The sequence below is a fragment of the Streptococcus constellatus genome (genome assembly GCF_902167705.1).
Lineage (GTDB): Bacteria > Bacillota > Bacilli > Lactobacillales > Streptococcaceae > Streptococcus > Streptococcus constellatus_A.
The window spans coordinates 134,213-147,861 of the sequence record NZ_CABHMZ010000026.1 but is presented as its reverse complement, the minus strand read 5'-3'; the positions used below and the strand labels follow the sequence as shown (position 1 = coordinate 147,861).

Below are 13,649 nucleotides of genomic sequence, written 5' to 3'. Positions count from 1 at the left end.
CTGTCATCAGTAATGATTTTGGCACAAATAATTTAAAACGGGGTGATGCCTATGATTTGATTGTATCAGACAGGTGAAAGCCTGTAAACCGGTAACAGAAAAAATAAAGCAAAGTGAGGTATTGAGAATGAAAGGGACATTGAAAAGAGTAATGTCTGGAGTATTATCTGTTATTACGATTGCAAGTGCTGTGGCACAGCCGATAACTGCTTATGCAGCAGAACCGGAAAAGGCAGCTTCTTCTTTTGAAGCACAGTATCCGGAGTTGGAAGCGGTGAAAGATAAGCTGGCTGAGGATGAGATTTTAACTGCCAATGATTACAGTATTGATTATGGTTCTGATTTTGACATTAAGGTGGATTTTTCCGGTATTGAAGGAATCAATGATGCCAAAGTGAAAGTAGAGCTGTATGAAGCGAAGAATGAGTCAGGAGATGATTTTGACACATACCAGGCAGATACATATAAAGCAGTTTATAAGGTAGAGCCGGTCAGTGGAAATCCTTCTTATCGTATCAGCAGAAATGTAACTGTAAAAGAACCAGAAACAGAACAGCTGACAGAACCAAATACTTCTGAAAATACCGTCGGTGAAGGAAATGCTGGCGAGACAGAAGATTCTGGTAATGCGGAAGAAGATGCCGATGCAGAAGGGCAGACGGAAATAGTAACCGATCTGCCAGAAGAGGAGGAAGTTACAACAGATGAAGAGTCTGGATTAACTGTCTCTGAAGTAATGGATCAGGCAGAGGATAGTGGTATTGACCTTTATTCAATGGAAGAAGGGGAAGCGGTTACTTTTATGGCAAGGGAAGCATCAACCCGAAGTACCAAGAAAGTAACTGTGACCAGAGGAGCCTGCTATCAGTATTCGGATTATGGGTATGGAAGCTATCTGACGTATCAGTACACCGTGAAGTTTGGAAATGTTTCTGCAACCGCTTATTGTATCCAGCCGGAGAAATCCAGTCCTGGAACCGGAACATACGATATTACAAAGCTGAGTGATGGGAAAAAGCTGGCTAAGGTTTGTTATTATGGAACGAAGGCGGCAGGTGATGAAGGATTCTTTACAGAAGAGAACGGTTATGGCAATTTAAGTGCTGGTGCCAGATTTATTCTGGTTCATCTGGCTGCATCCTATGCAAATGGTGGGGATTCCGCTTTTTCCGGAGCAAGCAGCAAAGCAAAAACACTTGCTATGAAACTGTATAATTACTGTATTTCACAGCCGGAGATCCCAGATGTCGATATGAGTTTTTCAGATGCAAATGTAACCGCTTATGTAGATGGCAGCAGCCAGAGAACAAAGGAGATTACATTTAAGGCAGACAAACTACAGAGTATCACGATGAAACTTCCAAGTGGCGTGAAGCTTCATAATGTAACAACCGGAAAGACAAGTAAAGCCGGGGAAGCCGTAGAGATCATTGGTGGAACGAAGTTTTATTTATCAGCACCATTGACACAGGTGCAGGATGTTGCAGGAAGCTGGTCAGCTACGATGAAAGGAAGTGTAACCAAGGACTATTCTGCTTATAAGATCAGTACAGGGTCAGGTTCACAGGATTTAGCACTGGTATTTGGTGAAGGTGTGGAGAGTGATGCTGGATAAAGAGTTTGAAGCGAAGCTGAAAATCATCAAACAGGATGACGAGACAAAGAAAGCAGTGCTTCAGAAGAATACAGAGTTCAAGATTTTCAACATGGACACTGAAAAATATGTGGAGCAGGTAACGACTTATCCGACTACGGTAAAACATAAATCCTATTTTACAGATGAGAAGGGATATTTGATCCTTCCGCAGAATCTTAAAATCGGGCATTACCGCATTGAGGAAGTAAACGCACCTTATGGATATACTCTGAATGAGAATTACTATGAGGTGAATGTAGATTCCAACACAGCATATCAGATGGACGGAACTTCTGGCGATGTTATCATTGAGATTGCATATGAAAATCATCCGGTCAAAGGGGAACTGAACATTGTAAAGCAGGGTGAGGTTCTGAATGGATTTAAGGATGATTTCACTTACCAGAAAGAAAATATGGAAGGTGCAGTTTTTGAAGTATATGCAGCTGAGGACATTTACACAGCAGATTTCCAGAAAGATGACCAGGGCAACCGTATTCTGGAATATGCTTCTGGAGCATTAGTAGGAACGGTTACGACCGATAAAGACGGAAAAGCACAGATTGCTGACCTTCCCCTTGGAACGTATAAGGTTGTCGAAAAGACAGCACCAGAGGGCTTTGTGTTAAACGAAGAGGCACAGACCGTTACTTTCTCTTACAAAGACCAGAAAACACCAGTGATCGAGCAGACAGCTGCTTTTGAGAATGACCGCCAGAAGGTAGAAGTATCCGTAGTAAAACAGGATGCAGAAAATGAGACGGTTGTAGCAGGTGCAGAATTTGGACTTTATGCAAAGGAAGATATTCTTGCTCATGGAGAAGTAGTTGTGAAAGCAGACACTCTGCTTGGAAAAGCAGTCAGCAATGAAGATGGAAGGGTAGTGTTTGAACTTGATCTTCCATTCGGAAGCTATTCTATCAAAGAGCTTGCAGCTCCTGCCGGTTATGTATCTTCATTTGAGACACTGGAAGTAACTGCGAAATATCAGGGACAGGATGTGAAAGTGGTAAAACTGGAATCTGTATTTAAGAACCAGCCAACAAAAGTAACATTCAAGAAGTCGGATATTACTACAGGAGTAGAACTTTCCGGTGCCACTCTTACAGTGCTTGATAAAGATGGAAATGTGGTAGATACATGGAAATCTGTAAAAGGGGAAGAACATCTGATTGAACGACTGACTGCCGGGGAGACTTATACACTTCGTGAAGAAATGGCTCCTTATGGCTATCTGATAGCAGAAGAGATCACATTTACTGTGGAGGATACTGCAGAAATTCAGAAGGTGGAAATGAAAGATGACGTACCGACCGGAACACTGATGATCAATAAAAAAGGTGAGTTCCTGGACAAAGTATCTGCACTGGATTCCATTGGTGGATGGATTAAGCATCTGTTTGAATATTTCTCAGGTTCCTTGAAAGAGGTTACTTTTGAAGTTTATGCCTTAGAGGATATTAAAGCGGCTGATGGTGAGAGTGAGGATTATTACAAAAAGGATGCACTGGTAGCAACCATTACAACGGATGAGACTGGTGTGGCAAAACTGACTGATCTTCCTCTTGGCAAATATTATGTCAAAGAGAAAGAGACAGCAAACGGTTATGTTCTTGATGGGGAAACCCGTGAGGTTGACCTGACTTACCGTGATCAGAATACTGCGGAAGTTACTTACTCTGCGGACTGGCAGAACAAACGTCAGAAGGCAGAAGTGAAAGTGCTGAAAAAAGCGAAAGATTCTGACCGTGTACTGGAAGGAGCCGTATTTGCTCTGTGCAATAAGGATGATATTGTCAATGCAAAAGGTGATGTGATCCTGAAAGCGGATACGGTGATTGAGGAACAGGCTACAGATAAAGATGGAAAACTGACTTTTACTGCGGCTCTTCCTCTTGGTCATACCTACTATGTGAAGGAAACTTCACCAGCACAGGGATTTGCGACCACAGATCAGGTACAGGAGTTTACTTTTGAGTATGGTGGGGCTGAAAAAGAGACTCTTTCCTATGAGTTTACTTTTGAAGATGAGGCAACAACCGTAGAATTTACCAAGACATCTCTGACGGATGGAAAAGAGATTGAGGGAGCAAAACTGAAAGTGACCGATGAAAGTGGAAATACCGTGGATGAATGGACTTCCGGAAAAGAGCCACATATCATTAAAGAACTGACAGTTGGTAAGAAGTATACCATGACAGAGACACTTCCAGCGGATGGCTATGTTACAGCAGAGAGCATTACCTTTACGGTTGAAGATACCAGTGAGGTACAGAAGGTGGAAATGAAGGATGATGTGACAAAAGTGCAGATTTCCAAGACTGATATTTCTGGTAAGGAACTGCCAGGAGCAAAACTGACAATTCTTGATAAAGATGGAAAGACAGTAGAGAGCTGGACATCTGAGGAAAAACCACACTATATTGAAATGCTTCCGATTGGAGAATATACACTTCGGGAAGAGACTGCACCGGATGGATACCTGGTAGCAGAAGATGTGAAGTTTACAGTAAAAGATACAGGAGAGATTCAGAAAGTAGTGATGAAGGACGAAGTGAAGCCGACGGCAACACCAACAGAGACTACAGAGGAAACACCAGAAACAACATCAACACCAGAAACAAAAGATACTGAGACAACAAAGACATCTACTTCACCGAAGACAGGAGATAACACACCGATCCTTTTCTGGATCCTGCTTGCAGGAGTTGGAATGGCAGGAGTCGGAGGTACTGTGATTCTCCGCAAAAAGAAGAAAAAATAAGAGATCCTAAGATTTCTTAAAGAGGAAGAGGGCATTTATGGACAAGTGTTTCATAGATGCCCTTTTTGCCAATACTGATAAAAAAGTGAAGGGAGAAGAAATGGGATGAAAACAGTATTGATCGTTGCAGGGATTATCGTATTCCTGGTATATGGGTTTGTTTTATACTGCTGCATAAGAGTTGGAAAGGAATCCGATGAACAGTATAACAAGCTGAGAGAAGGAAAGGAGCAGGAAGATGACAGAAGTAGGGTATGCAAGTGATAAGCCTTCGGACTGTGCGTATTGTTACTTCTTTAGTGTAGGGAGAAAGAAATGCAAAAGGAAAGAATGTTTTTATCGTATTTCTTCTCCGCCACTTCGCAGGAAGGTAACTCACTGGGAGCCATGTGAAGGCTGTCCTTATGGAAAACATACTCCCTGTCTGGGTTACTGCATTGTGAAGGCTATGAAAGAAGTGAAGGAACATCGGAACACAGGATAATACATATGAATTTCCGTATCATTACGGTGAAGAAGCGGAGTCCTATTCTTTTTACCGTGTGCCTAAAGTCCTTTTTACCAATACGCAGTTTAAGAGCCTTTCCTGTGAAGCGAAATTGCTTTATGGACTTTTGCTTGACCGTATGCAGCTATCTATAAAGAACCGGTGGCTGGATGAAGAGGGAAAGGTATATATCTATTTTTCCCAGGAGCAGATCTCCGGCATGATGGGATGTGGCTTGAAAAAGGTAGGGAATCTGTTAGCAGAGCTTGACAGTCGGAAAGGAATTGGATTGATTACGAGGATACGGCAGGGGTTAGGAAGACCGGATAGGATTTATGTACGCAAATGTACGCAACAGGATATGTATAAAAGGAATATCCAGACACGTCAAAATGACATTTCTGGAAATGTCAAAATGACAGGTACAGATATGTCAGAAATGCCGGGTAATGATACTGAGGATAATAAGACTGAAATAAGTGACACTGATAGGAGTGATACTGAGTATCTTTCTTTCTATTCTGAAGAAAGTGAAGAAATGCACAGGAAACGAATGGAAAGAGAACTATATCATCAGGTGATCTTGACCAACATTGGGTATGAATATCTGGTTGATGTGTGTAACCGGGATATGCTGAACGAGATTGTGGAACTGATTGTGGATACTGTCTGTTCCGAACAGGAAATGATACGGATTGGTGGGGACAGAAAGCCAAAGGATGTGGTTAAAAGTCAGTTTTTGAAACTAAATTCTGAACACATCCGGTTTGTCCTGAAATGCTTGAAGGAGAACACCAGTAAGGTAATCAATATCCGGCAGTATTTACTGACAGTTTTATATAACGCACCACTTACGATCAGCAATTATTATTCCGCACTGGTACAGCACGATATGTATGGCGGAAGTGAAGAATAAACCGGAAGTAAAGGAGGTATCAAAGTGACAAAGAAAGATAAAGCGATTCAAGAACTGTGTGACAGCTTGGGTGGTGATTACAAAGTACAGGATATTGATTTGGAAACCTGTATTTACAGAGATTTTGGAAATGGGTTTGATGTGGAGATAAGCGGAGTTTATACCACAAGCCAGAAGAAGAAAGCAACTATCTATTTATGGTGTGTGGGAGAAGGACATTATTTCCAGATTGTTCGAATTGCAAATGGAGTAGCAAGAGACGAAATCGGAAAGGTTGTCGAGGAACTATTTGCATACAGTGAGGAGCTGATAGCACAGGGGTATGACAGCTATGAGAAAGTTTTGGCTTTTTTAAGACAGCAACGAGAAAAGAAAGGGCGTGGTGTGATTGCAGGATGAAGTGAATGAGAAAACAGTCTCACTTTGTATCCGCTGTGGCAAGGTCACTGCCAACTTGCTGAAAGCTGCCATGGTAAAGGCTCTTGCAAAGATGGAGCAGGAGAAAAAACAGCAGGGACAGAAAACAAACCAGAAACAGCCCCAGAAGGAAAAGGAGGATAAGACCTACAAGGGAAAACAGAGCCTTGATAAGTTGATGAAGCAGAATGTACAGCTGTCCAACATTGAGATCACAGATGGAAACATCAAGTCTTTTGAACGGGTAGCCAAAAAGTACAGCATTGATTTCAGTCTGAAAAAAGATGTGACTGCTGACCCGCCAAGATATTATGTGTTCTTTAAGGCAAGGGATGCCGATGTGATGACTGCCGCTTTTAAGGAATATACAGGACAGACGTTGAATAAGGACAAGAAATCATCTGTAAGGAAGAAGTTGCAGAAGGCGATCACCCAGTCTCTTGCAAAACACAGAGAACTGGAGAAAACAAAAGGAAAGGAGAAAGAGCCGTCATTATGAGCAGATTACAGAAGTTGCTTGGTGTAGGAAAAGGGTACCTGGAGAGATTACCGCCGGTAGATGTACATAAGCTGCTTCGGATTATTTTACTGAATCTTCCGTATATCATGATTTTTTATGTGGGAAATAAGCTGGCATGGTTGTATCAATACTGTGCAGGTAATTCCATGATAGAAAGACTGATGGTGCTGATCTTGAATTTCCAGCTGGCATTTAGCAGGATTCTTCCAAGTATGCATAAAAATGAATTGCTGGTTGGGTTGACCGGAGCCGTGGGAGTGAAGCTCATGGTTTATCTAAAAGGGAAAAATGCCAAAAAGTTCCGGCAGGGAGTGGAGTATGGTTCGGCTAGATGGGGGACAGCAAAAGACATTGCACCCTTTATCGACCCAATATTTGAGAACAATATTCTCCTTACCATGACCGAACGGCTGACTATGAACGGCAGACCCAAGAATCCGAAATTTGCAAGGAACAAGAACGTGATTGTAATTGGCGGATCTGGTTCCGGAAAGACCCGGTTTTATGTAAAACCAAATCTGATGCAGATGGGAAAATATATCAGTTATGTGGTCACGGACCCCAAAGGATTAACCTTATAGGGACAGAGAAAATAATAAAACTTGGAAAGGAGGTAATTCTCATGTCAAATACGAAAAGAACAGGACAAACAGCCCTTTATGAGCGTTTAAGTCGTGATGATGAAATGCAAGGAGAAAGCAATTCCATTACCAATCAAAAGCAATTACTTGAAAGTTATGCCAAAAGAAACGGCTTTGCAAATATCTATCACTATACCGATGACGGAGTTAGCGGAACAACCTTTGTTGAGGTAAGATAACGTAACCTTTTTTGTAGGGGCGGTTATCTTACCTCTTTTTGATATATGTTAGATAGCATAACTCTTTACGTCGGCTCCTATCTGTCTGAAATAGGAGATACTTTCGGTTGGCTTGTCGCCTGTATCAACTCTGCCGACAAAGCTATAAAAGATTTCAATTTTTCGGGTGTTCGTTTCCTTATCCAGTTCGTGAATAAGAATACGGTCGATAAATTCATGGACGTTCTCGTAAGTCAATTCCTCAATCGCCGTATATTTACGGACAAGGGTAACAAACCTTTTCACGTCTGCGCTGCGCTCGGCGGCGGTGTCAAGCTCCTGTGTCAATTCCGCGATACGTCGCGTCAGCGTCTTTTTTTCTTCATCATAGCCGGAAGTCAAGAAAGCAAACTGTTCATCAGAGAGTTTCCCTAAAGCGTTGTCCTCATACAGTTTACGGAATAAGACGTTTAATTCGCTCATTCTGCCCTGTGCCTTGTCAAGCTCCTTGTGCTGCTGCGCCATTGTTTTCTTCATGGCTTGCTCGCTGCACTCATTCGCCGTTTGGATAAATGCCTGTTCATGGGTCTGCACATAGGACAGTACCCGTTGCAGGTCGGCAAGGACAAGTTCTTTCAATACGCTTTTACGGATATAATGCGTGGTGCAAAGCTCCCCGGTTCTGATACGGTTTCGGTATTTCCCGCAAGTGTAAGCGTGTTTGCGTTCCAATGTTCCGGCTCCCTGCTGCAAATACATTTTGTAGCCGCAATCTCCACAAAAGAGAAGTCCCGAAAAAATGTCGATTTCGTTTACTTTCGTAGGGCGATGTTTGGTAGCAATCCGTTTCTGTGCAAGGTCAAAGGTTTCTTCATCAATCAAAGGTTCATGTGTGTTAGGGAAGAAGTATTGCTTTTCTTCCGGGTTCTTCTTTGTCTTTTTTGATTTGTAAGATACCTTATAGCTTTTGCCTGTAATAGTATGCCCCAAATATTCCTTACGGCTAAGAATGTCATACAGCGTCTTATCCGGCCAGTTGTAAATACAGTTCGGGTGTGGGCGCGGGTGGCGGCAGCTCCCGGAACGACGATAACGCATTTCGGAAACGGTCAGTATTTCATGCTCTCGCAGCCAGTTCTGTATTTCACAAATACGGTCGCCGCGCACATACATAGCAAAAATCTGTTTTACAACGTGTGCTGTTTCCGGGTCGGGCAATAAATGATTGCGGTCGTTAGGGTCAGCTATGTAGCCGTAAGGCACTTCGCCATTGACGCGCTCGCCTTTCTGCGCCTTTGCCTGTTTGACCGCCCGAATTTTCTTTGAAGTATCGCGAGCGTAAAACTCATTAAACCAGTTTCGCAGCGGGGTAAATTCGTTGTCGTCCCTTGCTGTGTCTACACCGTCGTTAATGGCAATATAGCGCACTTCGTATTCCGGGAAAACAATTTCGATAAGCTCCCCGGTTTTAAGATAGTTACGTCCAAGACGGGAGAGGTCTTTTGTTATGACCGTTGCCACGTTTCCGGCTTCTACCTCGCGGAGCATGGATTGAAGCCCCTCACGCTCAAAACTTACACCGGAAAATCCGTCATCAACGAAAAAGCGCGTATTGAAAAAATGGTGGTCGTCTGCGTACTTCTGTAAAATTAGCTTTTGGTTCTGTATGCTTTCGCTTTCTCCGGCTTGCATATCCTCTTGACTTAATCTGCAATATAAAGCGGTTATCTTGTCTGCCTGTAACATTTTGTCCTCCTCTCTGACAGCAGACAAGCATGGTATTTGTACTGATAAAATTATACCATGAACCGCTGCTAAAGTCATGTCCTAAATATGAAAAAACGCCCTATTTTCGGGCGTTTGCGGCGTTTAGCTCCATATCTTTACGAATGAGCTTTTTTATCTTTTTATCGAGTGTATCCGTCGCTCGTTCACTCTGCGCCGAACATACAAGATAAGTAACTTTTCCAATTTTGTGTTCCGTTGTGGTAACGGAAGATTGATTTTGCGACAAAAGAAAAGCCCCCTTTCTTTCGCTCGTTTAATAGTTCAGTTTATGAATAGTGGCAAGTCCACTATTCCCGGTAATTTATAAAGGAGCTTTAATCAGACGGTCAATTAGCTTCTTAACCTCACGGGAATTGCACCCCTGCGCGGTTCTCGCGCAGCCCTACCCATTGCCTGCGACGCTTTTAACGCTCGGACTGTGGCTATAAGGGAGTATCATTATGTATTTTGCGCGTCGTCGCCGACAGGCTGCTGTGCCTGTTTTCCGGCGTCGGTGTTGGTCGCTCGGCAATCCGGGGAGGGAAGTCCCGCCGGGGTCGCGTCATAGCGCACCCGCCGCATGGCTCGGCGCAAAAGGAACGTATCTGATTTGCCCTATGCTGCGTCGCCGTTATCTTGCGTCGCTTTCTTTTTCAAGGTTCAAAAGACTGGAATACGCAAAGCGGAAAGGGGTGGAACACTTCGCGTTTTTACTTCTCTGTCTTAAAGGATAGGACAGCCCGCATGAGCTTTGCTTGCAGCCGTTCCCGCAAGTCCTCGTCTACGCCGTAATAGGTATTGCCGCTTTCGTCACGGATTTTCCGCATAGACAGGTGGGCTATGTAGCTTTGGTAGTGCTGCACCACAATTTTCATGGCGTCGGGGTCGCCCTTTGTCGCGGCTAAAATGACCGGGTAGGGTAATAAGCCGCGCTCATTGTCATTACAATTCGTTCCATTCATCAGCGCGTTCCTCCAAATATCGTTTTAGCAGTTCAAAAGAGCTTGTCCGTCTATACTGTACTGTGCTGCGGGGTACTTTCATAAGCTCCGCGATTTCAGCGTCGGTCATGCTGAAAAAGTAATACAGTAAAACGGCTTGCCGTTTTTCTTCCGGCAGGGAGTGCATTGCTTCGGCAAGCAGCTTCGCCGTAATCTTCAAACCGCCCGCACAAAAAGCGTCCTCGTCCTCATTGACAAAATATCTGTCAACGGTATAAAGCTGCTTTTCCTCATGCGGGGCAAGGTCTGAAAAGTTGACTTCGTGCTTTCGCCGACTTTTGCTTTCCCGGCAGGCGTCAATCAGTTCGTTGCGTAGCGTGTGTTTGCAGTACGCGTTAAACTCACATCTCGTCTGCCATTCCAACCGATTAGGGTAATCCATGTTCTCACCCCCTTTCGTCCCGGGGGCGGGTTATTTATCCCCTTTCGGCTGCCTTCCACGGACGTGCCGCAAATTTGCCAAACGGAATAGAAAAGTTTTTCAAAAAAGTTTTGAAAAACGCAAAATGCGCCCGTCTGCAAGGCGCAGACGGACGCAAAGGAAATGTAAAAAGTATTCAGATGATTTGACAGTTCATACTCATAGGTAGACTTACCCGGAGGTGGAGCTATGCTTTTTTTAATTGATGAAGCTCATGGGTATTATGGAATACAAAATTAGACACGGCTGCAACCTCCTAAATGCCGCCGTGTCAGTTCACGGTGTCCGGGTCGTCGCAAGTTTGGGATAGATTGACGAAAAGACACGGCGGCTCTGAAAAATCAAAGCCGCCGAGATAAAATAAGCGCGTGAAAATATGGCTGCTGCACGACGGCTTTTTTTCTTTGCCGTCGTCCGGCAGCTTGTTTTTCCATATCAAGGATTAACGTCAATCAATACAATCTCATAAACAATCGGATAGTAATATGGCGTTTCTTCTGTAAAAGAGTCTTTTAAAGTAACTTTAACCTTATATCCCGGCTTTAAGTCCTCGACAGAAATTGTGCTACCGTCCATATCAAGTAATTTTGTATCTTCACTGATATGCAGAGAGTTTAAAGGATTTCCGTAGATTTCTGTTGTGCGTTCTACAATCAGACGGATTTCCCCGTTAGACATTGTAACAGTTTCCTGCACAACCGCTTCATAGGAAAGATTAGACCAATTAGACGATTGCAATATTACCGCGATTACTACAATAGCAGCAACAACTAACGCCGCAAAAATAATAGGCTTTTTCTTTTTCATAGCCCCCTCCTTATCCGACTTGATGTTTCTTAAACCCAAGCCTTGCAAGGGGAAGCATAACCGCAGTAAGTATCGCATACAGAATAGCCCTCATGGTAAATGCGTCCAAGACAAGCCCGCCAAGCTGATAGGAGATATATTTTCCAATCTCCGGCACGGTGGAACGGTACGGGAGTAGGAATAGAGTCAAGTTATATGCGCCCGTTGTTCCGTTTGGTGAGAGAAACAGCGGAATAAACAGGATAGGCACAAGCACAATAAGCACAAGGTACGAGCTTTTCATCTTTGCCGACAGCAGAAGCGTCAAGCCAAGCATGGCGAACAGCACAAGGTAAACTACTCCCAAATTCACAAGGACAGCTTGCAGGAATGTCCACGGGTACGGTATAGTCGTGTTTACGATTTGCAGCGACAAATCCCAACCGTCAAAGCCAAATGCTGCAAGAGGCAGACAAAACGCAACAATTACATGAAGCGTAAAAGCAAGCGCACCGAACAGATAGGAGGCTACAATTTTAGCTGTTGTTAGTTTCGTTTTTCCGTATTTTGCGGATAATATTACCGCGTCCGTTCCGGCTTCATACTCGCCGGAAAAGACAGGGGCAATCACGATACAGACCGCCAGTAGCGCAAACATCAGCAATTCAAAGCTGCTAATGATGATTTCCCATCCCTCGTAATACCCATACTGAAAAGGTTCATCAACCTTACTGTTCATATCCTGCCAATAGTTTTTCTGTTTCTCGGACAATTCACGGGAAGCGGTATTAAGTAGCTTTTCGATTTTTTCCTGTCTTGCAGCGTAAAAATCCGCGCCCTCTGAAATATCCAAATCTGCTAATGAGCTATACCCCGCGCTTTCGTTTGGATTGACATAGTTTTTCGCAATCATATTTAGCAGACGTTCCCGTGGGGCGATACCGTCCCAATATGCGCTGTCAACCAAAAACTGTTCATAACCGTCATATCCCACATTATCAGGATTTTCAAAAAGCTGCTGTACTTCCCGGATTGTTTCAGTGATATATTCATCTGTTAAAGGAACAGAATAATTTTCTGCTTGTTCCTTTTCATATTCAATACCCGCAAGGCCAGTGATTACACCTTCTTGATTGTAAGTCTGATACCGCAAAATCGGTAAACCAAATAAAATTGCAGTTACAAGCAAACTTGCAACCATGACGATAAGCGTCGATTTTTTACGCAGGATTTTCAAAAATTCGTATTTAATAAGCATTGTTTCATTCGCCCCTTTCTTCTCCGAAGTGGTATAAAAACAAATCCTCCAAGCTCGGCGGTACGGTGATAGCGTCGGCGGCCGGAGATGTATCATGTATCATACGTAACCGCACATTGCCGTTTTCATGGTGCAGATTAACAACGGAAAAGCGTCTGCTGTATTCTGCTGCTTCCCGGTCGCTCACCAAAAGTTCCCATACCTTGCCGTTTATACTGTCTGTGATAGTAGCCATAGGCTCTTGCAGTAAAAATGTACCGTCTTTCATCATCAGAATAGTATCAGCGATATAGGAAACGTCCGATACAATATGCGTAGACAGAATAACAATCTTATCCTTTGCAAAGTCAGATATGAGATTGCGGAAGCGGACACGTTCTTTTGGGTCAAGTCCTGCGGTTGGCTCGTCTAAAATGAGAATGTCTGGGGCGTTCAATTCTGCCTGAGCAATCCCCAAACGCTGTTTCATACCGCCGGAAAAGGACTTAATTTTTTTGTCTGCCACCTCATGCAGATTAACTAATTTCAACAATTCCCCCGTCCGTGTCGTTGCTTCTTTCCTATCCAGTCCCTTTACTGCCGCCATATAGAGCATAAACTCACGGGCTGTAAAATCCGGGTAAAAGCCGAAATCCTGCGGCATATAGCCCAAGTGAGCATAATAATCTTCACCCAACTCGTCAATGCTCTTTCCGTTCAAACAGATACTGCCGGAAGTAGGCTTTAGAACACCGCAAATCATACGCATTAAAGTTGTCTTGCCCGCACCGTTCGCACCAAGCAGACCATATACCCCCGGAGTAAGAACGGTGCTAACATCATTAACAGCCTGCTTTGCACCGTAGCATTTGCTCAAATGCTGTAATTGCAATTCCAT

General features: G+C 43.6%; 13 protein-coding genes and 3 pseudogenes. 9 read left to right on the top strand and 7 right to left on the bottom strand.

What is annotated here, in order from left to right; all coding sequences use genetic code 11:
- Positions 1–127: 127 nt before the first annotated feature.
- From FQ204_RS10615 to FQ204_RS07970, 9 genes and pseudogenes are all read left to right on the top strand, one after another.
- Positions 128–1,615 carry a thioester domain-containing protein gene (locus FQ204_RS10615; protein WP_222103241.1) on the top strand — a complete coding sequence of 496 codons (1,488 nt, stop codon included), beginning with the start codon at positions 128–130 and terminating at the stop codon, positions 1,613–1,615.
- Positions 1,605–4,400, top strand: a complete 2,796-nt coding sequence (locus tag FQ204_RS08000; protein WP_222103240.1) for a SpaA isopeptide-forming pilin-related protein — start codon at positions 1,605–1,607, stop codon at positions 4,398–4,400. Before FQ204_RS10615 ends, FQ204_RS08000 begins: the two co-directional genes overlap by 11 nt.
- A 105-nt stretch (positions 4,401–4,505) precedes the next feature.
- Positions 4,506–4,664, top strand: coding sequence for a hypothetical protein (locus FQ204_RS10530; protein ID WP_167338125.1), 159 nt, complete (start codon positions 4,506–4,508; stop codon positions 4,662–4,664).
- Between the two features lie 278 nt (positions 4,665–4,942).
- A pseudogene (locus FQ204_RS10780) lies at positions 4,943–5,095 on the top strand (replication initiator protein A); the annotation flags it as partial.
- 12 nt (positions 5,096–5,107) lie between these two features.
- A complete protein-coding gene (locus FQ204_RS07990) occupies positions 5,108–5,803 on the top strand; it encodes a DUF6017 domain-containing protein (RefSeq protein WP_411572732.1) in 696 nt (231 codons plus the stop codon).
- A gap of 24 nt (positions 5,804–5,827) precedes the next feature.
- Positions 5,828–6,202, top strand: a complete 375-nt coding sequence (locus FQ204_RS07985; protein WP_118314574.1) for a hypothetical protein — start codon at positions 5,828–5,830, stop codon at positions 6,200–6,202.
- A complete protein-coding gene (locus tag FQ204_RS07980; RefSeq protein ID WP_144210464.1) occupies positions 6,192–6,719 on the top strand; it encodes a PcfB family protein in 528 nt (175 codons plus the stop codon). The genes FQ204_RS07985 and FQ204_RS07980 overlap by 11 nt, the downstream gene beginning before the upstream one ends.
- Positions 6,720–6,826: 107 nt before the next feature.
- Positions 6,827–7,309: pseudogene (locus FQ204_RS07975) on the top strand (type IV secretory system conjugative DNA transfer family protein); the annotation flags it as partial.
- A 53-nt stretch (positions 7,310–7,362) separates the two neighbouring features.
- Positions 7,363–7,545: pseudogene (locus tag FQ204_RS07970) on the top strand (recombinase family protein); the annotation flags it as partial.
- Between the two features lie 63 nt (positions 7,546–7,608).
- Here FQ204_RS07970 and FQ204_RS07965 read toward each other — a convergent pair.
- The 7 genes from FQ204_RS07965 to FQ204_RS07930 form a co-directional block, all read right to left on the bottom strand.
- Positions 7,609–9,285 (bottom strand): recombinase family protein, encoded by a 1,677-nt coding sequence (locus tag FQ204_RS07965; protein ID WP_144101561.1) that lies wholly within the window; start codon positions 9,283–9,285, stop codon positions 7,609–7,611.
- Positions 9,286–9,385: 100 nt separating this feature from the next.
- Positions 9,386–9,553, bottom strand: coding sequence for a transposon-encoded TnpW family protein (locus tag FQ204_RS07960; RefSeq protein WP_118592106.1), 168 nt, complete (start codon positions 9,551–9,553; stop codon positions 9,386–9,388).
- Between the two features lie 463 nt (positions 9,554–10,016).
- Positions 10,017–10,268, bottom strand: a complete 252-nt coding sequence (locus FQ204_RS07950; RefSeq protein ID WP_144210461.1) for a helix-turn-helix domain-containing protein — start codon at positions 10,266–10,268, stop codon at positions 10,017–10,019.
- Complete coding sequence (locus FQ204_RS07945) at positions 10,249–10,689, bottom strand: RNA polymerase sigma factor (RefSeq protein WP_118592104.1); 441 nt, start codon at positions 10,687–10,689, stop codon at positions 10,249–10,251. Before FQ204_RS07945 ends, FQ204_RS07950 begins: the two co-directional genes overlap by 20 nt.
- A gap of 474 nt (positions 10,690–11,163) precedes the next feature.
- Entirely contained in the window at positions 11,164–11,535 is a 372-nt protein-coding gene (locus tag FQ204_RS07940) for a hypothetical protein (RefSeq protein WP_144210459.1), read from the bottom strand.
- 10 nt (positions 11,536–11,545) lie between these two features.
- Entirely contained in the window at positions 11,546–12,772 is a 1,227-nt protein-coding gene (locus FQ204_RS07935) for an ABC transporter permease subunit (protein ID WP_144210457.1), read from the bottom strand.
- 4 nt (positions 12,773–12,776) lie between these two features.
- Positions 12,777–13,649: an ABC transporter ATP-binding protein gene (locus tag FQ204_RS07930; protein WP_144210455.1), complete on the bottom strand. Its 873-nt coding sequence runs from the start codon at positions 13,647–13,649 to the stop codon at positions 12,777–12,779.

Excerpts from the sequence above, each read along its gene's own strand:
- FQ204_RS10615 (WP_222103241.1), top strand. The coding sequence starts at position 128 with ATGAAAGGGACATTGAAAAGAGTAATGTCTGGAGTATTATCTGTTATT.
- FQ204_RS08000 (WP_222103240.1), top strand. The coding sequence starts at position 1,605 with ATGCTGGATAAAGAGTTTGAAGCGAAGCTGAAAATCATCAAACAGGAT.
- FQ204_RS10530 (WP_167338125.1), top strand. The coding sequence starts at position 4,506 with ATGAAAACAGTATTGATCGTTGCAGGGATTATCGTATTCCTGGTATAT.
- FQ204_RS07990 (WP_411572732.1), top strand. The coding sequence starts at position 5,108 with ATGATGGGATGTGGCTTGAAAAAGGTAGGGAATCTGTTAGCAGAGCTT.
- FQ204_RS07965 (WP_144101561.1), bottom strand. The coding sequence starts at position 9,285 with ATGTTACAGGCAGACAAGATAACCGCTTTATATTGCAGATTAAGTCAA.
- FQ204_RS07950 (WP_144210461.1), bottom strand. The coding sequence starts at position 10,268 with ATGAATGGAACGAATTGTAATGACAATGAGCGCGGCTTATTACCCTAC.
- FQ204_RS07945 (WP_118592104.1), bottom strand. The coding sequence starts at position 10,689 with ATGGATTACCCTAATCGGTTGGAATGGCAGACGAGATGTGAGTTTAAC.
- FQ204_RS07940 (WP_144210459.1), bottom strand. The coding sequence starts at position 11,535 with ATGAAAAAGAAAAAGCCTATTATTTTTGCGGCGTTAGTTGTTGCTGCT.
- FQ204_RS07935 (WP_144210457.1), bottom strand. The coding sequence starts at position 12,772 with ATGCTTATTAAATACGAATTTTTGAAAATCCTGCGTAAAAAATCGACG.
- FQ204_RS07930 (WP_144210455.1), bottom strand. The coding sequence starts at position 13,649 with ATGGAATTGCAATTACAGCATTTGAGCAAATGCTACGGTGCAAAGCAG.